This window comes from Ensifer sp. Root954, assembly GCF_001429005.1.
Lineage (GTDB): Bacteria > Pseudomonadota > Alphaproteobacteria > Rhizobiales > Rhizobiaceae > Ensifer > Ensifer adhaerens.
On record NZ_LMJM01000023.1, the window covers coordinates 331,623 to 350,063 of the forward strand.

19 protein-coding genes are annotated in these 18,441 nt (G+C 62.6%); 7 read left to right on the plus strand and 12 right to left on the minus strand.

Annotation, left to right across the window (positions count from 1 at the left end):
* Positions 1-208 precede the first annotated feature (208 nt).
* Positions 209-1,045, plus strand: a complete 837-nt coding sequence (locus ASE71_RS15625) for a glycosyltransferase family 8 protein (RefSeq protein WP_051659149.1) — start codon at positions 209-211, stop codon at positions 1,043-1,045.
* Positions 1,046-1,113: 68 nt separating this feature from the next.
* On the opposite strand, the gene ASE71_RS15630 is transcribed toward ASE71_RS15625, so the two are convergent.
* Complete coding sequence (locus tag ASE71_RS15630) at positions 1,114-1,293, minus strand: hypothetical protein (RefSeq protein ID WP_034789185.1); 180 nt, start codon at positions 1,291-1,293, stop codon at positions 1,114-1,116.
* A 490-nt stretch (positions 1,294-1,783) separates the two neighbouring features.
* Here ASE71_RS15630 and ASE71_RS36435 point away from each other — a divergent pair, with 490 nt between their 5' ends.
* The gene (locus tag ASE71_RS36435; protein ID WP_089045238.1) at positions 1,784-1,927 is read left to right on the plus strand and encodes a hypothetical protein; all 144 of its coding nucleotides are present in this window, start codon (positions 1,784-1,786) and stop codon (positions 1,925-1,927) included.
* Positions 1,928-2,057: 130 nt separating this feature from the next.
* Here the strand turns inward: ASE71_RS36435 and cysN are convergent, their stop codons facing one another.
* The 4 genes from cysN to ASE71_RS35085 all read right to left on the minus strand — a co-directional run bounded on the left by cysN (position 2,058) and on the right by ASE71_RS35085 (position 7,463).
* Complete coding sequence (gene cysN / locus ASE71_RS15635) at positions 2,058-3,563, minus strand: sulfate adenylyltransferase subunit CysN (RefSeq protein ID WP_034789186.1); 1,506 nt, start codon at positions 3,561-3,563, stop codon at positions 2,058-2,060.
* Complete coding sequence (cysD, locus tag ASE71_RS15640) at positions 3,563-4,516, minus strand: sulfate adenylyltransferase subunit CysD (RefSeq protein ID WP_060516276.1); 954 nt, start codon at positions 4,514-4,516, stop codon at positions 3,563-3,565. Before cysD ends, cysN begins: the two co-directional genes overlap by 1 nt.
* Positions 4,517-4,559: 43 nt before the next feature.
* Positions 4,560-5,318 (minus strand): phosphoadenylyl-sulfate reductase, encoded by a 759-nt coding sequence (locus tag ASE71_RS15645; protein WP_034789190.1) that lies wholly within the window; start codon positions 5,316-5,318, stop codon positions 4,560-4,562.
* Between the two features lie 231 nt (positions 5,319-5,549).
* Positions 5,550-7,463 carry a methyl-accepting chemotaxis protein gene (locus ASE71_RS35085; RefSeq protein ID WP_082566276.1) on the minus strand — a complete coding sequence of 638 codons (1,914 nt, stop codon included), beginning with the start codon at positions 7,461-7,463 and terminating at the stop codon, positions 5,550-5,552.
* 382 nt (positions 7,464-7,845) lie between these two features.
* Between ASE71_RS35085 and ASE71_RS15655 the strand changes: the two genes are divergently transcribed.
* Both ASE71_RS15655 and ASE71_RS15660 read left to right on the plus strand, forming a co-directional pair.
* Positions 7,846-8,235: a DUF6152 family protein gene (locus ASE71_RS15655; RefSeq protein ID WP_034789195.1), complete on the plus strand. Its 390-nt coding sequence runs from the start codon at positions 7,846-7,848 to the stop codon at positions 8,233-8,235.
* Positions 8,232-8,711 (plus strand): hypothetical protein, encoded by a 480-nt coding sequence (locus ASE71_RS15660; protein ID WP_060516275.1) that lies wholly within the window; start codon positions 8,232-8,234, stop codon positions 8,709-8,711. Before ASE71_RS15655 ends, ASE71_RS15660 begins: the two co-directional genes overlap by 4 nt.
* Before the next feature lie 8 nt (positions 8,712-8,719).
* Here the strand turns inward: ASE71_RS15660 and ASE71_RS15665 are convergent, their stop codons facing one another.
* The 6 genes from ASE71_RS15665 to betI form a co-directional block, all read right to left on the minus strand.
* Positions 8,720-9,355 carry a flavodoxin family protein gene (locus ASE71_RS15665; protein WP_060516274.1) on the minus strand — a complete coding sequence of 212 codons (636 nt, stop codon included), beginning with the start codon at positions 9,353-9,355 and terminating at the stop codon, positions 8,720-8,722.
* A gap of 165 nt (positions 9,356-9,520) precedes the next feature.
* Positions 9,521-10,414: a sigma-70 family RNA polymerase sigma factor gene (locus ASE71_RS15670; protein ID WP_060516273.1), complete on the minus strand. Its 894-nt coding sequence runs from the start codon at positions 10,412-10,414 to the stop codon at positions 9,521-9,523.
* 219 nt (positions 10,415-10,633) lie between these two features.
* Positions 10,634-12,283: a choline dehydrogenase gene (betA, locus tag ASE71_RS15675; RefSeq protein ID WP_060516272.1), complete on the minus strand. Its 1,650-nt coding sequence runs from the start codon at positions 12,281-12,283 to the stop codon at positions 10,634-10,636.
* A gap of 267 nt (positions 12,284-12,550) precedes the next feature.
* The gene (gene betB / locus ASE71_RS15680) at positions 12,551-14,014 is read right to left on the minus strand and encodes a betaine-aldehyde dehydrogenase (RefSeq protein WP_060516271.1); all 1,464 of its coding nucleotides are present in this window, start codon (positions 14,012-14,014) and stop codon (positions 12,551-12,553) included.
* A 1-nt stretch (position 14,015) separates the two neighbouring features.
* Complete coding sequence (gene betC / locus ASE71_RS15685) at positions 14,016-15,551, minus strand: choline-sulfatase (protein ID WP_060516270.1); 1,536 nt, start codon at positions 15,549-15,551, stop codon at positions 14,016-14,018.
* The gene (gene betI / locus ASE71_RS15690) at positions 15,548-16,150 is read right to left on the minus strand and encodes a transcriptional regulator BetI (protein WP_034789209.1); all 603 of its coding nucleotides are present in this window, start codon (positions 16,148-16,150) and stop codon (positions 15,548-15,550) included. Before betI ends, betC begins: the two co-directional genes overlap by 4 nt.
* A gap of 146 nt (positions 16,151-16,296) precedes the next feature.
* Between betI and ASE71_RS15695 the strand changes: the two genes are divergently transcribed.
* Entirely contained in the window at positions 16,297-16,845 is a 549-nt protein-coding gene (locus ASE71_RS15695; protein ID WP_034789210.1) for an HdeD family acid-resistance protein, read from the plus strand.
* A 2-nt stretch (positions 16,846-16,847) separates the two neighbouring features.
* Here ASE71_RS15695 and ASE71_RS15700 read toward each other — a convergent pair whose 3' ends face one another.
* Positions 16,848-17,423, minus strand: coding sequence for a TetR/AcrR family transcriptional regulator (locus ASE71_RS15700; RefSeq protein WP_034789212.1), 576 nt, complete (start codon positions 17,421-17,423; stop codon positions 16,848-16,850).
* Between the two features lie 83 nt (positions 17,424-17,506).
* Between ASE71_RS15700 and ASE71_RS15705 the strand changes: the two genes are divergently transcribed.
* A complete protein-coding gene (locus tag ASE71_RS15705) occupies positions 17,507-17,908 on the plus strand; it encodes a hypothetical protein (RefSeq protein ID WP_060634956.1) in 402 nt (133 codons plus the stop codon).
* Positions 17,909-17,942: 34 nt separating this feature from the next.
* Entirely contained in the window at positions 17,943-18,377 is a 435-nt protein-coding gene (locus tag ASE71_RS15710) for a DUF3995 domain-containing protein (protein WP_051659152.1), read from the plus strand.
* The last annotated feature ends 64 nt before the right edge of the window (positions 18,378-18,441 follow it).

The window sequence follows — 18,441 nt, forward strand, 5'->3', positions numbered from 1 at the left end:
AAGAGATGACCTATTAATTTCATTGATACTTCCGTCGCATATTGCGCGACACCATGAGCGTGGCCCTCGCTTGGCGAGGGTCACGCCATTTCAAATGAAAGCAATCAAAGCGTCTACCGGTATGTCCGGTCGAGCGAGATCTTGCTTTTGGCCTGGACACCGCATGCGGCCCTGTGGCTGCGCGTTGCATTGCTGAAATTGACTTTAAATGATTGTTGCATGCTCGATCGACAGGCGCTTCGCGGAACTCGCGGGTGTCATGCTTTACTCGCTCGAAAAGAACGGTGGCATTCCAGATGCGCAGGTCTTTATCCTGGGTGACGGGCTGCGGGCGTCCGACAAGGAAATGCTGCAAGCCTGTGCCAAACGGAAGCTGTGCTTCATCGATGTCGAAGGCGACATTCTCTCAAAAATCTCAGGCCTGAAGACGACGAGCTACTGGAGCCGCGCTACCTACGCTCGACTGTATCTGCCGGAATTGCTAGCCGACCGGCACGACCGTCTGCTCTACCTGGATGCTGACACGCTGATCAAAAAGAGCCTGGCACCACTGGCGGATCTGTCGTTTGAAGGCAGGGCCGTTGCAGCCGTTCCCTATGATGACCCGACGCGTTTCAATCCGTCGCTCGGCCGAGAGGCGAACACACCCTACTTCAACGCGGGAGTCCTGCTGGTCGATATCGACGCCTGGAACGCGCAGGACTACACGGCTCGCATTGCCAGGCTGCTTCAGGCGCGTTCGTTCGATTTCTTGGATCAGGACGTACTGAACCTTACGACCGAAGGGAATTTCGTTCATCTCCCCGGCCACTGGAATGCGCAGAAGGGGTGGGAAGACTATTCTCAAGCTTCCATCGTGCACTTCACTCACGCCAAGCCGAACACGAAAGAATGCGAGCACCCGGAGAAGGCGACGTTTCTGGAGTACCGGAAACAGACGCCCTGGCGTTCGGCGCGACTAATCACAAATCGCGACCGGCGCATTCGCACGCTGCTGCTATCGATCAGAAAGAAGTGGCAGTGGCTCTCGGCGTTTGCTCGGTAGCTGCGCTTGACTTGTGTAGGGGCGGTGCGGTGCGGGCCGCATAGCACCGCCGCCCGCCATGCGCTCGGTCAGCCCCGCTTTTCCAGGCCGTTCAGCACGGATTGCGCGGCGGCCTGTGCCTCCAGCATCGACGTGAAGTTGCCTTGGGCGGGGTAGGTGACGCCGCGGAACTTGATGACGAAGCACCATTTGCCGTTGATGCGTTTCTCGACCTTTACGGTGGTTTCCGGTTGCTTGTCGGTGCTCACCCTGTCGTCTCCCTGATTCGGCATTCTTGCGCCAAGGCCGCCCAGATACGCCGAGGAGAGCGGTTCTGTCCACCGCAGGGTGCGCGACCGTCGATGCAAATGTTCCGGGCGAGGGGGTGAAGGCGAACGTCGCGTCCGCTTTCATTCGTCCATGGTCAGGCGGACTGTCCCACGGCGTTCGGAAACGGTGAAACAGCCCTATCGATCCTCATGATCGACGCGCCAAGTTACGAATGCGGCGGTGGATTGATAGTCGTGATCGCGCGAGGCTTGCGCCATGGTGAAGCGATTACCAGTGTTGTTTCATTTTGAAGCAACGCCTCTCCGGCTTGATAACGCCGCAACGGAACCTTGACCTCGGCGATCGCGGCGCCGACGCAGGCCGTTTATTGTTCACATGGAAACGACGTGTTCGCAGATTGGTGTCTTATCAGCGTGAACAATCGGGGCGATATTTCCATCAACACTTGTTTTTGCCCGAGAGGCTCAGATGTTGAAGGAACCAATTTTTACCTTTCGCGAGATCGCCATTTGGTCCGCTATTCTTGGCAGCGTCGTCGGCTACCAGCTTTGGCAGCACGCCGATCCCGCGCCGTTGACGATCACTCTTCCTGCGATCGAGCAGCAGCTTTGATGAATGCCTGCGGAGTTGCGCCTCCGGCAAACCGTCGAAATGCGTCCACGGCGATCACCACTGATTCTCAGCCGTCCATGCAAATTAAAAAGGGGCCGCTCCGGCCCCTTTTTGCTGCGTGCGATGTCACTCACCCGTCGATGTCGTCGATGATTTCCACGGCCCTGCCGGCGGAGACGCGGCGAACTTCGGCTTCCTCGCGGCGACCGGCGAAAAGTTCGGTCGCCATCAGCTGGTCGGCAAGGTCGGCCGGCAGCGAGAGGATGACGCGGGCGTCTTCCGTGTGGATGCCGCCGAGCGCCGAGCGCTTGGCGGTGATCATGCCGCCCGCCACCGTGTTGTTGGTGTCCGGATCGATCAGGATGAACGCGCCGGTGGTGCGGTTCTGCTCGTAGGTGTCGAAGATCGCCTGCTCGTCGAAGGCAAGATGCACCTTGCCGATGGCGTTCATCGGCAGCTGATCGGCCTGGTTCCACTTACCGGTCTGGAGGTCAAGCTGGCTTGCCGGCTGCACCTGGACGCGCTGGCGTCGGCTGCCACTCTTCAGCCAGTAGCGCTTGCCGGGCTGGATGCCTTCGGCCTGCAGCGCGACGAGCTGGGCGTCGAAGGAAAGACCGGTCAGCGGCTGGCTGTCGATCGCGACGATCATGTCGCCGCGCGAGACGTCCACTTGGCGGTCGAGCACGAGCGTGATCGCGTCGCCGGCGACCGCTGCGTTGCGCACGAGATCGAAGGTGACGATCTTGGTGACGTTGGCAACCATGCCCGAGGGCAGGATGACAACACTGTCGCCGGGCTTCACCGAGCCGCCGGCAACCGTGCCCTGATAGCCGCGGAAGCTTTCGCCGGGCCGCGAGACGCGCTGCACCGGCAGGCGGAAACCAACGGTCTGGGCCGAACGAGTGGTTGCCAGCTCCAGTACCTCGATCAGCGTCGGGCCGTCATACCAGGGCATCGAGGCGCGGCCGTCATAGACGACGTTCTCGCCCTTTAGCGCCGAGACCGGGATGGCGATGACCTGGCGCACGCCAAGCGACAGCGCCAGCTCGCGGAACTCGTGGCTGATCTCTTCGAAACGGGCGCGGTCGTAGTCGGTGAGGTCGATCTTGTTGACCGCCAGCACGAATTGCTTGATGCCCATCAGCGTCGCGATCGTCGCATGCCGGCGGGTCTGTTCGAGCAGTCCGACGCGTGCGTCGACGAGCAGCACGGCGAGATCGGCGGTCGAGGCGCCGGTCGCCATGTTGCGGGTATATTGCTCATGACCGGGCGTGTCGGCGACGATGAACGAGCGCTTGTCGGTCGAGAAGTAGCGATAGGCGACATCAATGGTGATGCCCTGTTCGCGCTCGGCCTGCAGCCCGTCGAGCAGCAGCGCGAAATCGGGAAGGCCAAGATCGTTCTGCTTGCCTTTGGAATCGCGCTGAAGCGTCGCTGCCTGGTCTTCCTTGACCGCCTTGGTGTCCCAGAGCAGGCGGCCGATCAGTGTCGACTTGCCGTCGTCGACCGAGCCGCAGGTGATGAGCCGAAGGGGACGGCTGTCACGGGTGGCGCGCGCCGGCTCCTGCGCCGGGAAAGCGAGAACTTCGCCAGCTGCAACGTGCTCGACGGCATTCGCGGTTGCGGGTGCGGTCATCAGAAATATCCTTCGCGCTTCTTCTTTTCCATCGAGCCGGATTGGTCACGGTCGATGGCGCGGCCCTGGCGTTCGGAAACGGTCGCGGTTTCGAGTTCGGAGATGATGTCGTCGAGCGTCGTCGCGGTCGAACGGATGGCGCCGGTCAGCGGGAAGCAGCCGAGCGTGCGGAAGCGGATGACTTCTTCGCGCTTGGTCTCGCCAGGCAAAAGTTCGAGGCGCGGGTCTTCGGCAAGGATCATCATGCCGTCGCGTTCGACGATCGGGCGCTTTTCAGCAAAGTAGAGCGGCACGATCGGAATGTCTTCGGCCTGGATGTAGCGCCAGATATCGACCTCGGTCCAGTTGGACAGCGGGAAGGCGCGCACGCTCTCGCCCTTGCGGATCATGCCGTTGTAGACGTTCCAGAGTTCCGGACGCTGGTTGCGCGGGTCCCAGCGGTGGTCGGGCGTGCGGAAGGAGTAGATGCGCTCCTTGGCGCGGCTCGCCTCTTCGTCGCGACGCGCGCCGCCGAAGGCAGCATCGAACTGGCCGGCGTCGAGCGCCTGGCGCAGCGCCTCGGTCTTCATGATGTCCGTATAGAGCGCCGAGCCGTGGGTGAACGGCGTGACGTTCTCGGCGGCACCGCGCGGATTGACGTGCTCGATCAGGTCAAGGTCGTAGCGCTCGACGATCTCGTTGCGGAACGCGATCATCTCGGCGAATTTCCAGCCGGTGTTGACGTGCAGCAGCGGGAACGGAACGCGGCCGGGATAGAAGGCCTTGCGTGCCAGATGCAAGAGAACCGAGGAATCCTTGCCGATCGAATAAAGCATGACCGGGCGCTCGAACTCGGCGGCCACTTCGCGGAAGATGTGGATCGCTTCGTTTTCCAGCGCCTTCAGATGCGGATCGAGCGGCGGCTTGGCACTCTGCGGATTATGCAGTTCCGTTTCCGGATGGATGTGGGGCATTTCAGTCTCCGGGAGGATTTGTCTTCGGATGAGCGCACCAGCCTCAGGCGGCGCTGCTCGAATTGGGGATGATGGAGCTTGCGGCGGCCTCGGGAACATGCAGACCACATTCGCGCTTCTCGTCGTTCTCCCACCACCAGCGGCCGGCGCGCTCGGGCTCGCCGGGCTTGATGGCGCGGGTGCAGGGCTCACAGCCGATCGACGGATAGCCGCGGGCGTGCAGCGGGTTGACCGGAACGGCGTGCGTGGCGACGTAGCTGTTGATGGTCTCGATGTCCCAGTCGGCCAGCGGATTGATCTTGATCAGGCCGCGTTCGGCATCTGCCTCGGCAAAGGGCGTGGAGGCACGGTTGCCCGACTGGCCGCGGCGCAGCCCGGTAACCCAGAAGCTTGCTCCTTCGAGTGCGCGCGCAAGCGGCTTCAGCTTGCGCACGTCGCAACAGGCATGTCGCGCTTCGACGCTTTCATAGAAACCGTTGAGACCGTAGCGCGCCGCATAGGCGTCGATGTCGGCCTTTTCCGGATGGTAGCGCTTGATCAGGATGTCGTAGGCTTCTTCCGTCTTGTCGATCAGCGCCGCGGTCTCATCGAAGAGACGACCGGTCTGAAGCGTGACGACATCGACGGCAAGCTTGTTCTTGCCGATCGCGGCGGTAATCACCTGATCCTCGATGCCGAGCGAGGTCGTGAAGACTGCCCGCCCTTCAAGGCTTGCAACGAGCGCCAGCCGCCCGGCGAGATCCAGGCTTTCGAGCCTCTCGTTCAGTGCCTTGGCGGTGGTTTCGAGGGATGACGTGGTCATGGCTGCGTCCTGTTCCAACTTGGGCGGAATATCGCAGCCGAACAGGACAATGGACAGAAATAGCGGTTTCTAATGCTGTTTGTTTGGAGCAAATCTGCCTCTCAGATCGAAAAGCAGCGAAAAACCGAATATAGACTAGTAATTTACTAGATTTAATACTGTATGTGGCAAAAGCTGGAGACGCGAACCCTGCGGCTCGCGTCTCCTTGTTTTGCGGCCGAAGCCTGATCGTCAGAATTCCGCCCAGCCGTCCTCGTGTGGTCGCGCGCCGCCGCGATAGGCGCCGGCGAGCTTGCGGGTCAACGCACGTGCGGGCGAGGGGGCTGCACTTTCCGTGGCACCACTTGCCACGAGGCGTGGTCCTGCCGAAGAGCCGTTGCCGGTCCTGAAGCGCATCAGGAGGTCGTTGAGCGCGCCGGCCTCGCGGGCAAGGCTGTGGCTGGCGGCGGTCGATTGCTCCACCATCGCCGCATTCTGCTGCGTGCCCTGGTCGATGGCATTCACCGCCGTATTGATCTGCTGGATGCCGGCTGCCTGTTCGCGGGCGCTTTCGACGATCGCCGTCACGTGGTTGCTGATCTCCTTGACCTCGACGATGATGCTTTCGAGTGCCGCGCCGGTCTCTCGCACCAGGGTGACGCCGGATTTGACCTGCTGGCCGGATGTGGCGATCAGCACCTTGATCTCCTTGGCAGCCTGAGCCGAGCGCTGGGCAAGCTCGCGCACTTCCTGGGCGACGACGGCAAAACCCTTGCCCGCCTCACCGGCGCGAGCCGCCTCGACGCCGGCGTTGAGCGCCAGGAGGTTCGTCTGGAAGGCGATGTCGTCGATCACGCCGATGATGCTGGAGATCTCCCGCGACGAGGCTTCGATGCCGCTCATGGCGGTGACGGCATTGCCGACGATTTCGCCGGATTTCTCCGCAGCACCACGGGTGCGGGTGACGAGCGTGCCCGCCTCTTCCGCGCGCCGGCTGGCATCGGCGACGGTGGTGGCGATCTGGTCGAGCGCAGCTGCTGTTTCCTCGACCGAGGCGGCCTGTTGTTCCGTGCGCTTGGAGAGGTCGCCGGCGGCGGAGCGGATTTCGCTGGCGCCGGCATTGATGCTGCGGGCATTCTCCCCGACCGAGCGCAGTGCCTCTTCGAGGTTGGTGACCGAGCTGTTGAAGTTGGTTCGCAGCGCGTCGAGCCGTTCGGCAAGCGGCGTGTCGATGCGGAAGGTCAGATCACCTTCGGCAAGGCGATCGAGGCCAAAGCCGAGCGCGCTGACTGCCGCCTGGACCTCGGCCGCCTCTTTCGCCTTCTGTGCCTCGCGCTGTTCACGCTCGCGTTCAGACAGCGAACGACCGGCTTCGGCCTCTTGCTCCAGCCGCTCGCGTTCCAGCGCATTGTCTCGGAAGACGGCGACAGCGCCGGCCATCTGGCCGATTTCGTCGCGGCGACCTTCGCCGAAGATCAGTGCCTTGAGATTGCCGGCGGCAAGCTGGCGCATGGCTTCGCGCAGGCCCGTCAGCGGGCGCAGCAGGCCGGCAATCACGAACCAGGCGGTCGCGCCAAGCATGAGCAGGGCGAAGCCTGCAATCACGCTTTGCCAGAGTGTCAGGTTGTCCTTCTCGGCATTCGCCGCTTCGAGCTCGCCGTTAGCCTCGGAAAGCTGCAGCTTGATCAAGTCGCTCATTGGCGCGGCGAGGGGATCGACTGATGAGTAGAGCTTGGTATCGACAAAGCGTTCGAGTTCGGCCTTGTCCTGACGTTGCATGATCTGCACGAGATCGCGGATCGACGCATCACTTGCGATGCGCGCCCTGTCGAAAATCTCGGTCAGCGTCTTTTCCTCCGGCGTGAGCCGTGTGGCTTCGTAGGTGCGCCAGCGCGTATCGATGGTCGCAAGCGCCGTGTCGATCGCTTTTGCGCCGGCCGCCCAGTCCAGGGCGCCGCTGCGGACTTTATGGGTCGTGTCGACGATTTCGACCGCATACATGTCGGACACCGTCTTCAAGTGGTCGACCGGCAGCAACCGGTCGGCGACGATCGATTCGGTGCGTTTGGAGATGGAAGTCAGCGCACTGAAGGCCGTAACGATCATGACCAGCATGGCGACGGCGAGCAGGGACAGACAGACGAGCAGGCGTGCTTTGATTGTCATGAATAACGCTCCGCGGTTGCCCGCAAGGCGAATCATCCTCGGCCGATGGCCGCGGGCATGGCCGCAAAGGCATCGGTAAGCGAGCTCGCCTTGGCAGGGGAGTGATGTCGATGATGGGATGGAGCACGCGATATTGCGCGGCGAAACTGCCGTCATGGCATGTTCGCCCAGCGTTCACTCCGTCTCATATAGACATAACAACCGGAGATTAAGAATGGCTAAATTTTAAGCTGTTGATTAAAGTTCGCGCAACCCAAGATTATCGCAACCTTAGGCGGTGGCTGTCTGCGATGCTCAAGAAGTGTTGAAGACCGCGTCCTTTCGCAAACCGCTCTTCGGGTTCAAGCTGCCACCTCTCCGAAACAGGCGAAGGAGCAGGGACATGTTGAATGCCATTTCACGCCGTGGCGTTGTCGCAATCATCCTGACGGGGCTTCTGGTTACCGGCGCCTATGCCCATCACGGATGGTCCTGGGCCGAGGCCGACCAGATCGAGCTCAAGGGCACCATCCGCGAGATCTCGATGGCGCCGCCGCATCCAACCTTACAGGTGGAGTCGTCCACGGATGGCATGTGGCACGTCGAACTCGGCAATCCCCGCCAGACGGAGCGCTCAGGCTTTGTCGAGGGATCGGCCAAGGCCGGTGACGAGATCATCGTTCTCGGCAACCGTTCGCTCGACCCGAACGAAAAGCGCATGAAGGCGGTGCGCATCACGGTCGCCGGCAAGACCTATGACATCTATCCGGAACGCATCCGGGCCGGTGGATGAGCGGCGCGGAACTCGTCGAGTGGATCGCCGGCTGGCCGGTGGGCGCGGCGCTCAGACGCTCGGCGATCCTCTATCTTGTGGTCAACGCGGCTCATATTCTCGCGATCGGCCTGCTCATCGGCGCGATCGTGCCGCTTGATCTGAGGCTGCTCGGGCTTGTCGGTGAGGCGCCCGTCGCGGTGCTTGGACCCTTTCTGGCGCAAGCGGCTGCGATCGGCCTGGCGATGGCGATCGTCACCGGCTTTTGCCTCTTCAGCGTCAGGCCTTCGGCCTATCTCGCCAATCCGGCGTTTCTGACCAAGCTCGCGCTTCTGGCAATCGGAACGCTCAATGCACTGTCGGTCCACGTGGGTACAGCCTGGTCGGTCGCGCGCGCAGGGGGAGCCGTTGCGTTGCGCCTGCGTGCGCAGGCGCTTGCCTCCTTGGTCACATGGCTGGGTGCTCTGCTCGCCGGCCGCTGGATCGGCTTTCTCTGACGCTGATCCTATCGCTCGCCTGCCGTTCTCCACGCAGGAAGGGCAGGCTCCTGTTCGACCGTTCTTCCTCGCACGAACTGCAGCGTTGTCTCGGCCACGCGTTGGCCGAGATGACTTGCCGTCTCAAGATCGGATGGTGGCGGCGCCAGATCGGCGCCCTGGTCGACATAGGACTGGGCGCCGGCGCCCAGCCAGAAGCCAAGCCGGTTGAGATCGTCAGGTGATCCTTTGGTCGAGTGGTTGGCCGGTGGTAGGTCGAGGTTGATCCAGTGCATGCCATGCTGGGCAGCAAAGAGAGCAAGTTGCATCAGCGTCGCGAGTTTATCGCCCGAGGCGGTTCCCGAGTTGGTGAAACCGGCAGCAAACTTGTTTTTCCAAAGGTAGCCCTTGGCCATCACGGCACTGGAACTCGCTTCCTGAAATGACTTGAACGCGGCTGACTGGCCTCCGACATAGGTCGGCGTGCCGAAAATGATCGCCTCGGCCGAGCGGAGATCGTTCCACCGTGCCGGTGCATCCTCAACCGCTAGGAGCAGACCTTGTGCGCCGTCGACGCGCTCGATACCGGCTTTAACAGCCCTGGCCTGGCGTGCCGTGTGCCCGTATCCGCTGTGGTAGATGACGGCAATGCATATGTTGCTCATGGTTTGGTCTCCTATGGTTTGGTGTTGGGCCTGCCGAGCGAGTAGAGGCACGCGCCTTCGGCGCGTGGCAGGTTAAGTTTGTTTGGAGCAGGGGCGATCAGCAGAGCTGTCGGCTCTGGTGCCTGTGCGCGGGGGCGCGATCGTTAGGGCGCGGTCACCCGTCGCTCAATGAACGGCCGGAGCATCGAGATATGTCAGCGCTTCTGGGAGGTGTTTTAGCTTGTCCGGATTGCGCGTGACATAGATGACGGTGATTCTATCCCGCTCGATCTCGATCGCGGTGGTCTGCAGGACCCCGTCTTCGATGGTGATAAAACCAGGCAGCCCATTGATGAATTCGTAACGCACGAGCCGCGACATCGCCCGGGCAAAGATCAGCCTCAGCGAGGCGTGCAGCATTATCACCTCGTCTATTCCGACGATCGGCCGTCTTGGCGCCACTGTCTTGCCGCCGCCGTCGGCATAGACGATCGCGCCGGTCGCAAGCAGCGAACGAAGCTTGTGCAAATCGCCGCCACGGGAAGCGGCAAAGAAGGCGGCGGCGATTTCCATGCCCTGTTCCCGTGGCATCGCAAATCGGCGGCGGGTCTCGCGGACATTGACACGGGCACGGCTGGCCAGTTGACGGCAGGTTGCTGCCTTGCGGCCGAGCGTCTCGCCGATTTCATCGAAGCTGACACCGAAGACGTCGTGCAGCAGGAAGGCCGCTCGTTCCAGCGGCGACAGGCGTTCCAGTGCCATCATCAGAGGCAGGGTAATGTCGTCTAGTTCGTCGCACTGCTCGACGACCGGTTCCGGCAGCCATGGCCCGAGGTAGGTTTCGCGCCGCCGCCGTGCCGACTTCAACTGGTTGAGGCAAAGGCGTGTCACGATCCGGCCCAGAAACGCCGATGGTTCTTTGACGGCCGCACGGTCGGCGTTCAGCCAGCGCAGGAATGCTTCCTGTACGACATCTTCGGCTTCGCTGACGGAGCCCAGCATGCGATAGGCGATGCGGATCAGTCGCGGGCGTACCGCGCCGAAGGTCGTTCTGACGTCTTCGTCGGTCATCCCGGCCATCACGCGCCCCGCTGCGATATGGCGCGGCCGGCCCCGAAATGGCTAGCGCGCACACGGGGCCATGATGGCATCACCGCTGCGGCAGTCCCATGCGGATCGGGCTTCGCTGTCATCTTCGTCTCCTTCATCTCAAGCACTCGAGAAGACAAGACAAGATAACACCGGCGAATGTGACATGCGGCCGTCGATCGCCGGCAAAAAAGTTCGCCTTGCGGCGAACTATCTGTCGCTGACCTGCCAGCGCGGGTTGATCCACGGTTCCTGGTTCGATCTGGCGAGGGGCTGCTTGCCGAGAATGTGGTCGGCCGCCTTCTCGCCGGTCATGATCGACGGGCTGTTCAAGTTGCCGTAGGTCACGTGCGGGAAGATCGAGCTGTCGGCGACACGAAGGCCTTCGACACCGATGACGCGGGTCTCCGGATCGACCACCGCCATCGGGTCGTCCTTGGCACCCATCCGGCAGGTGCCGCAGGGGTGGTAGGCGCTTTCCAGATGCTCGCGCAGGAACGCGTCGATCTGTTCGTCCGACTGGACTTTCTCGCCCGGCTGGATCTCCGGACCGCGATAGTGGTCGAAGGCTTTCTGGCCGAAGATCTCGCGGGTGAGGCGCACGCAGTGGCGGAACTTCTCCCAGTCCTCCGGGTGGCTCATATAGTTGAAGCGGATGACGGGGTCGGCCATCGGATCGGAGGAGCGCAGCGTGACGTTGCCGCGCGACTTCGAGAGGTTGTAGCCGACATGCACCTGGAAGCCGTGGGTGTTGGCGGCCGCCTTGCCGTCGTAGCTGATCGCCACCGGCAGGAAGTGGTACTGGATATCTGGCTGCTTGACGCCGGGGGCCGAGCGCAGGAAGGCGCAGGCCTCGAACTGATTGGAGATGCCGAGGCCCTTCTTGAAGAACAGCCACTGCGCGCCGGCAACGCCCTGCCAGAACCAGGGCAGCCAGGAATAGAGCGACACGGGCTTGGTCGAAATCTGCTGGAAATAGAACTCCATATGGTCCTGCAGGTTTGCGCCGACGCCTGGTCGGTCAACCTTCACCTCGATGCCCATCTCCTTCAGGTGCTCGGCCGGGCCGATGCCCGAGAGCATCAAGAGCTTCGGCGAATTGAACGAGGAGGCCGAGACGACGACCTCACGGTTGGCCTTGACGACCTCGATCTTGCCGCCGCGCTCGATCTCGACCCCGGTCGCTCGGCCGTTCTCGATGATGATCCGACGGGCGAAGCAACGCACGAGCGACACGTTCTGCCGCTTCATCGCCGGCTTCAGATAGGCGTTTGCCGCCGACCAGCGCCGGCCCTGCCAGACGGTCTGCTCCATCAGCCCGAAGCCTTCCTGCTTCGAGCCGTTATAGTCATCGGTGAGTTCGAAACCGGCCTGCTGGCCGGCCTCGATAAAGGCATGGAACAGCGGATTGTGGACCGGGCCGCGTTTAACGTGCAGCGGTCCGTCGGTTCCGCGCCAGCCGGTTTCGCCGCCGTGGCTGTTTTCCATACGCTTGAAATAGGGCAGCACATCCGCATAGGCCCAGCCGCGCGCGCCGAGTTCTTCCCAACGGTTGAAGTCTTCCGCATGGCCGCGCACATAGACGAGGCCGTTGATCGAGGAGGAGCCGCCGATCACCTTGCCGCGTGGCGCGGTGATGCGGCGGTTGTTGAGGTTCGGCTCAGGCTCAGACAGATAGCCCCAGTTGTAGCGCTTCATGCTCATCGGCCAGGCAAGCGCTGCCGGCATCTGGATGAACGGCCCCGCATCCGTTCCGCCATATTCCAGTACCAGGACGGTATTCTTGCCGTCTTCTGAGAGGCGATAGGCGAGCGCCGAGCCGGCGGAGCCGGAGCCGATGATGATGTAATCTGCCTGCATAAGCGTGGTCTTTCTTTTAATCGTTGCCCCTCGGCATGCCTCTCATCCGCAGTGACGGGATGCGCCGCTCATACGCACGGTGAGGGATCCGCCCCTCATCCGGCTGCCGCCACCTTCTCCCCGCAGGCGGGGAGAAGGAAAACGCGGATATGTCTTGCTCCCTCTCTGACGTCCCTATGCGTTGCCGCGTGTGGTCTGGCGAGCAGGCCTCGTCCCCTCTCCCCCGCGAGCGGGGAGAGGGCTAGGGGGAGGGCCAAATCAACAATCTCAATACGGCGCCTGCACCGGTCCCATGCCGACATAGACGGTCTTCAGCTCGCTATAATGGTTGAGCGCCGCGACCGAATTCTCGCGGCCGAAGCCGGATTGCTTGGAGCCGCCGAAGGGGATTTCCACCGGGCAGAGATTGTAGGTGTTGATCCACAGCGTACCGGCCTCCAGCTGGTCGACGACGCGGTGGGCGCGGGTAATGTCGGCGGTGAAGACGCCGGCCGAAAGGCCGAATTCGGTGGCATTGGCGCGGGCGATCACTTCGGCCTCGTCGTCGAAGTCGAGCACGCACATGACAGGCCCGAAGATTTCCTCGCGCGCGATCGTCATGCCGTCGGTGACGTCGGCAAAGACCGTCGGCTGGATATAGGTGCCTTCACTGTTCACGGCATTCGGAATGCCGCCACCGGTCACCAGTCGCGCACCTTCGGCCTTGCCCTTCTCGATATAGGAAAAGACCTTGTCGCGCTGTGGCGCCGAGACCATCGGCCCGAGCTGCGTTGCCTCGTCCATGGGGTCGCCGATGACGATCGCCTCGGTGCGGGCTTTGAGCCGCGTCAGGAACTGTTCCTTGATGCCCTTGTGCACGAAGACGCGGGTGCCGTTCGAGCAGACCTGCCCGGTCGAATAGAAGTTGCCGAGCATGGCGCCGCCGATGGCGCTTTCGAGGTCGGCATCGTCGAAGACGATCAGCGGCGACTTGCCGCCGAGTTCCATCGTGACGTGCTTGAGTTCGGCCGCTGCTGCACCCGCCACCTTCTTGCCGGTCGGAACGGAGCCTGTCAGCGATACCTTGGCGACGTCGGGATGGTTGACGAGCAGGGGCCCGGTGGCGCGATCGCCCTGGATGACATTGTAGAGGCCCTTCGGCAGGCCGGCTTCGACGAGAATTTCGGCGATCTTCAGGGCGCCGAGCGGCGTGTTTTCCGAGGGCTTGAAGACCATGGCGTTGCCGGCGGCGAGCGCCGGCGCGCCCTTCCAGCAGGCGATCTGCTGCGGATAGTTCCAGGCGCCGATCCCGACGCAGACGCCAAGCGGCACGCGCTTGGTATAGGCAAAGTCGCCGCCAAGCGGGATGTAGTCGCCATTGAGGGCGGTGGCGATGACGCCGCCAAAGAACTCGAAACTGTCGGCGCCGGAGGTCGGATCCGCGACGATCGTCTCCTGGATCGGCTTGCCGGTGTCGAGCGTTTCGAGCTCGGAGAGCTCGCGGTTGCGCTCGCGCATGATCTCGGCGGCGCGCTTAAGGACCCGGCCGCGCGCCGTCGGGCTCATCGCGGCCCATTCCGGCTGGGCGCGCTTGGCAGCGGCAATCGCCTTTTCGACGATCGCCGGCGTTGCCGCATGCAGCCGGGCGATCACTTCGCCGGTCGCCGGGTAGATGCTCTCGATGACAGTGCCTTCGATGTCCTCGACATATTCGCCGTCGATGAAGTGCGAGGCTTGCGGTTGGGCTTTCATGTCATTCTCCCCGCGGATAGCGTTTGGATTCCTCGAGATTGTCGAGGTTCATATGGTTGCGCATGTAGCGCTCGGATGCCTTCTGCAGCGGCTGGTGATCCCAAGGGTAATAGGCGCCGTTCCTGAGCGCCTCGTAGACCACCCAGCGCCTGGCCTGGCTTTCGCGCACGGCCGCATCGAAACCTTCCATGTCCCAATGGGCGGCGCACATGTCCTGGAACGCCTGCAGGGTTGCCGCCTGTACCGGCGTTTCGGGCTTGGCAGCGAGGTTTGTCAGTTCCAGCGGATCCGCTTCGAGATCGTAGAGCTGGTCGGGATCGAGCGCACAGTGGATGTATTTCCATTTGCCTTCGCGGATGGCGACCAGCGGCGCGTAGGAGGCTTCCGCCGCATATTCCATCAGCACCGGCTCTGAGCGCTCCTCGCCGTTGATCATGGGCACCAGGCTGATGCCATCGGTCCAGGGCTTGACCTCGTCCATGGTAATGCCGGCGAGGTCGGCAAGCGTCGGCGTCACGTCGAGATTGGAGGTCGGCGCCAGATGCAGGCCGGCTGCGACGCCGGGGCCGGCGACCATCAGCGGCACGCGGGCAGAACCCTCAAAGAAGTTCATCTTGAACCACAGTCCGCGCTCGCCAAGCATATCGCCGTGATCCGAGCAGAAGAGGATCAGCGTGTCGTCGAGCATGCGGGTGCGCGTCAACGTATCCAGAAGTTCGCCGACTTTTTCGTCAAGATAGGAAATGTTGGCGAAATAGGCGCGGCGCGAGCGGCGGATGTTGTCTTCCGTCAGGTCAAAATTGACGTAGTCGCAGGAATGCATGATGCGCTTGGAATGCGGATCCTGCCGGTCGTCCGGCAGCATGCCGACCTCGGGCAACAGATGCTCGCAATCCTCGTAGAGGTCCCAGAACTTCTTTCGCGCCACGTAAGGGTCGTGCGGGTGGGTGAACGAGACCGTCAGGCACCAGGGGCGGCGCTCCGCGTCATCGTTTTCGCGCGACAGCTGGTAGAGCTTCTGGTTGGCAAGGAAGGCGACCTCGTCGTCATATTCCATCTGGTTGGTGATCTCGGCGACGCCGGCGCCGGTGACCGAGCCGAGATTGTGGTACCACCAGTCGATGCGCTCGCCGGGTTTGCGATAGTCCGGCGTCCAGCCGAAATCGGCCGGGTAGATGTCGGTCGTCAGCCGTTCCTCGAAGCCGTGCAGTTGGTCCGGGCCGACGAAATGCATCTTGCCCGACAGCGCCGTGTAGTAGCCGGCGCGGCGCAGGTGGTGTGCATAGGTCGGGATCGACGACTGGTACTCGGCGGCGTTGTCGTAGACGCGGGTGCGGCTCGGCAGTTGCCCGGCCATGAACGAGGCGCGGGCAGGGGCGCAGAGCGGCGACGAGGTGTAATTGTTGCGGAACCGGGCCGAGCGGGCGGCGAGTGCCTTCAGGTGCGGCGCATGCAGGAACGCGGCCGGTCCGTCGGGAAAGAACTTTCCGTTCAGCTGGTCGACCATGATGATCAGGATGTTCGGTCTTGCGGTCATGCGGCCGTTCCCTGGTATGTGAGCCGATCGATGTGCGAGGTGACATAGTCTTCGGTAAGCGCGATCGAAGCTTCGATGCTGATCGGCGCGGAGCGCAGACTCTGGCGGATATAGAGCCCGTCGATCATCGCAGCTGCGCCTTCGGCAATGCGTTCCGCGTCATCATCGGCACAAAGCGTCTTGAGGCTCGCCAGCAGATTGGATCGCAGGCGCCGGGCATAGACCACGAGCAGCCGCCGCACCTCTTCCGAGCGCTGCGCTTCCGAGTAAAAGGCAAGCCAGGCGGCGATCGTATCAGGGGCGAACTGGCTTGCCTGGAAGGAGACGCGGATGAGCGCGCTCAGCCTTTCGCGCGGGCCTGCCACGGTGCGGAGCGCCGTCACCGTGTCGTCGCGCAATTGCCTTAGAAGGCTGCGGATGGTCTCGATCAGCAATTGTTCCTTGCTGCCGAAATAGTGGTGGGCAAGGGCAGGGGAAACGCCGGCGTGGCGGGCGATCTCGGACATGGTGACGGCAAGCGTGCCCTGATCGCCGATCACGCGCAGCGCTGCGTCGACCAGCGCCTTGCGGCGCACCGGTTCCATCCCGACCTTTGGCATCCGTCTCTCCCTTGACGATGATCAGTCTATTTTTGATTGACTCATCAATCAATAAAAATCGACTGTGTTTTCACTTTCCTTTTGTGCAGAAATCCGGCTCAATCCCCGCGTTAGCGATCTCGCGTTGCAAAGGACTGGAGGTTGAGATGACCCACGCATTCGATCGAGCCGACAAGTCAGCGGTTGCCGGTAAATGGGGGTGGTTCGTCGCCCTCGGCGTGCTGTTGATCATGTGCGGCGGCCTTGCCTTCGGCAATCTGCTGATGGCGACGGTCGCGTCCGTCTATTATGTCGGGATCATCATGCTGGTCGGCGGGCTGTTCAATCTCGCCCACGCCTTTCAGGTAAAGGGCTGGGACAGTGTGCTCTACTGGGGCCTGAGCGGCGCCTGCTATACGATCGCCGGCCTTTTTGCCTTCATCAATCCCGTGCTCGCCTCGTCCTTCCTCACCTTTATCATGGCGATCGCCTTGATCGTCGCGGGTTGCTTCCGCATCTGGGTTGGCCTGAAGCTCAGGCCGCTGCAGGGCTGGGGCTGGGTTGCACTCGGCGGTCTGGTCACGCTTGTGGCCGGCCTGATCATCGCTGCCGGCTGGCCGGTCAACAGCCTCTGGATCCTCGGCCTGTTTCTCGCCGTCGACCTCGTCATGCAGGGCTTGTCGCTGATCGCCTTCGGCGTTCTGGCCAAGGGCTGAGTTTAGCGCGAGGTTCTGCTGCCGAGCAGCGCCTCGAGCAGCCGGAGCAGATCGCCGCGAAGATCGGCAAGACCGTTTGCAGCGAGCGCCTCAAGTCCGATCAGCGCGCCGTAGAGCGCGCTGGCGCCGCTGCGGCTCTCACTTGACGAAAATCCGCAATGACCGAGCAGGTCGGCAATGTAGCCAAGGCGGCGTTCGTCGACGGACTTAAGGGTCATGGCGGCCATGGTGTCGAAGCGCGCCCATTCGCGGACCGCGCCGTCCGTCAGCAAGCCGCCATAGGGAAGGCTGCGTTCGTCGGTCGCGGCATGCACCAACAACCGCAATCGCTCCTGCGCCGTTACTTCCACGGCTTCGATTTCCGCGATGATCGCGTCTGTCGCTTCGCGCGCCCAATGGGCTAGCATCTTTGCCTTAAGATCCGGCACATCCTTGAAATGCCAATAGAAGGAGCCCTTGCTCACCTTCAGGTCGCGGGCGATCGCCTCGGCCCGGATCGCCTGCACGCCGCCGGTCGTCAGTGCGCGGAAGGCGGCCTTGATCCAATCATCGCTCGTGAGGGTGCTTTTTGTCGTCATGGCCTTCCATACGCCACCGTATTGACTGATGCAACCAGGTCGCGTACATACGCTGCCGTATGGTGAAGGTTGGAGGCGAAGGCATGAGCAAATGGCTTCTGGCAGCGGGCATCCTGTCCCTGGCGACAACGGGCATTCATCTCTTTGCCGGCGGGCCGGAGGTGCATGTGCCTTTGCTTGCAAGCAGCCCCTCGGCGCTGCTTAAAACCTATGTCTCGCTTCTCTGGCACGCGACGAGCGCCATCCTCCTGATCAACAGTATCGCCCTGCTGTTTGCCGCCGTGAACGGGCGTTACCGTGCGCCGTTGGCCGCTGCGGTGATCGTGCAATATCTCGCCTATGCTGTGCTCTTCATCGGCTACGGGTTTGCCTATCTCGGTTCTCTCTCGACCACGCCGCAATGGGCGGTCTTTCTCCTCATGGCCGCGCTCGCGGCGATCGGCGTGCGGTCGGGCAAAGGGTCTCCGTCAACCGTAACCGCTTGAGGCGGTCCGCCCACAGGCAAGCAAGGAACCCATCATGTTGGCGGCAATCGCGATCCTGCTTTTCCTCGTTCTTTCCGGTATCGCCGGGCTGCATGCCTACTGGGCGTTCGGCGGACTTTGGCCCTGTGACGACGAAGAAACGCTTGTCCGCACGGTGGTCGGCACGAAGCACCGGTCGGCGATGCCGCCGGTCTGGCTGACGCTGGTCGTCGTCGTACTCCTCTTTGCGGCGGCGCTCCTGCCATTGTCCGTGACGCCCGTCTTTGCAGGGCTTTTGCCGCCGATCCTCGGCCATGGCGGCCTTGCGGGGCTTGCCGCCATCTTCGTCGCCCGTGGCCTCCTGGCCTTCACCACCGCGTTCCACCAACGCCACGGCACGGAGCCCTTCGTGACGCTCGACCGTCGCATCTACGGTCCGCTCTGCCTGGTCATCGGTGCCGGATACCTGACATTGCTCGTTCTCGTCTGAACCATCCTGGCGCGACGGTCAGGATGGGGCAGACGCCGACCGATCGCAGGACTTGCTCATGAAA

What these genes read in the sequence shown, in the direction of transcription:
- ASE71_RS15625 (WP_051659149.1), top strand. Translation starts at nt 209, where the DNA reads ATGATTGTTGCATGCTCGATCGACAGGCGCTTCGCGGAACTCGCGGGT.
- ASE71_RS36435 (WP_089045238.1), top strand. Translation starts at nt 1,784, where the DNA reads ATGTTGAAGGAACCAATTTTTACCTTTCGCGAGATCGCCATTTGGTCC.
- cysN (WP_034789186.1), bottom strand. Translation starts at nt 3,563, where the DNA reads ATGACCGCACCCGCAACCGCGAATGCCGTCGAGCACGTTGCAGCTGGC.
- cysD (WP_060516276.1), bottom strand. Translation starts at nt 4,516, where the DNA reads ATGCCCCACATCCATCCGGAAACGGAACTGCATAATCCGCAGAGTGCC.
- ASE71_RS15645 (WP_034789190.1), bottom strand. Translation starts at nt 5,318, where the DNA reads ATGACCACGTCATCCCTCGAAACCACCGCCAAGGCACTGAACGAGAGG.
- ASE71_RS35085 (WP_082566276.1), bottom strand. Translation starts at nt 7,463, where the DNA reads ATGACAATCAAAGCACGCCTGCTCGTCTGTCTGTCCCTGCTCGCCGTC.
- ASE71_RS15655 (WP_034789195.1), top strand. Translation starts at nt 7,846, where the DNA reads ATGTTGAATGCCATTTCACGCCGTGGCGTTGTCGCAATCATCCTGACG.
- ASE71_RS15660 (WP_060516275.1), top strand. Translation starts at nt 8,232, where the DNA reads ATGAGCGGCGCGGAACTCGTCGAGTGGATCGCCGGCTGGCCGGTGGGC.
- ASE71_RS15665 (WP_060516274.1), bottom strand. Translation starts at nt 9,355, where the DNA reads ATGAGCAACATATGCATTGCCGTCATCTACCACAGCGGATACGGGCAC.
- ASE71_RS15670 (WP_060516273.1), bottom strand. Translation starts at nt 10,414, where the DNA reads ATGGCCGGGATGACCGACGAAGACGTCAGAACGACCTTCGGCGCGGTA.
- betA (WP_060516272.1), bottom strand. Translation starts at nt 12,283, where the DNA reads ATGCAGGCAGATTACATCATCATCGGCTCCGGCTCCGCCGGCTCGGCG.
- betB (WP_060516271.1), bottom strand. Translation starts at nt 14,014, where the DNA reads ATGAAAGCCCAACCGCAAGCCTCGCACTTCATCGACGGCGAATATGTC.
- betC (WP_060516270.1), bottom strand. Translation starts at nt 15,551, where the DNA reads ATGACCGCAAGACCGAACATCCTGATCATCATGGTCGACCAGCTGAAC.
- betI (WP_034789209.1), bottom strand. Translation starts at nt 16,150, where the DNA reads ATGCCAAAGGTCGGGATGGAACCGGTGCGCCGCAAGGCGCTGGTCGAC.
- ASE71_RS15695 (WP_034789210.1), top strand. Translation starts at nt 16,297, where the DNA reads ATGACCCACGCATTCGATCGAGCCGACAAGTCAGCGGTTGCCGGTAAA.
- ASE71_RS15700 (WP_034789212.1), bottom strand. Translation starts at nt 17,423, where the DNA reads ATGACGACAAAAAGCACCCTCACGAGCGATGATTGGATCAAGGCCGCC.
- ASE71_RS15705 (WP_060634956.1), top strand. Translation starts at nt 17,507, where the DNA reads ATGAGCAAATGGCTTCTGGCAGCGGGCATCCTGTCCCTGGCGACAACG.
- ASE71_RS15710 (WP_051659152.1), top strand. Translation starts at nt 17,943, where the DNA reads ATGTTGGCGGCAATCGCGATCCTGCTTTTCCTCGTTCTTTCCGGTATC.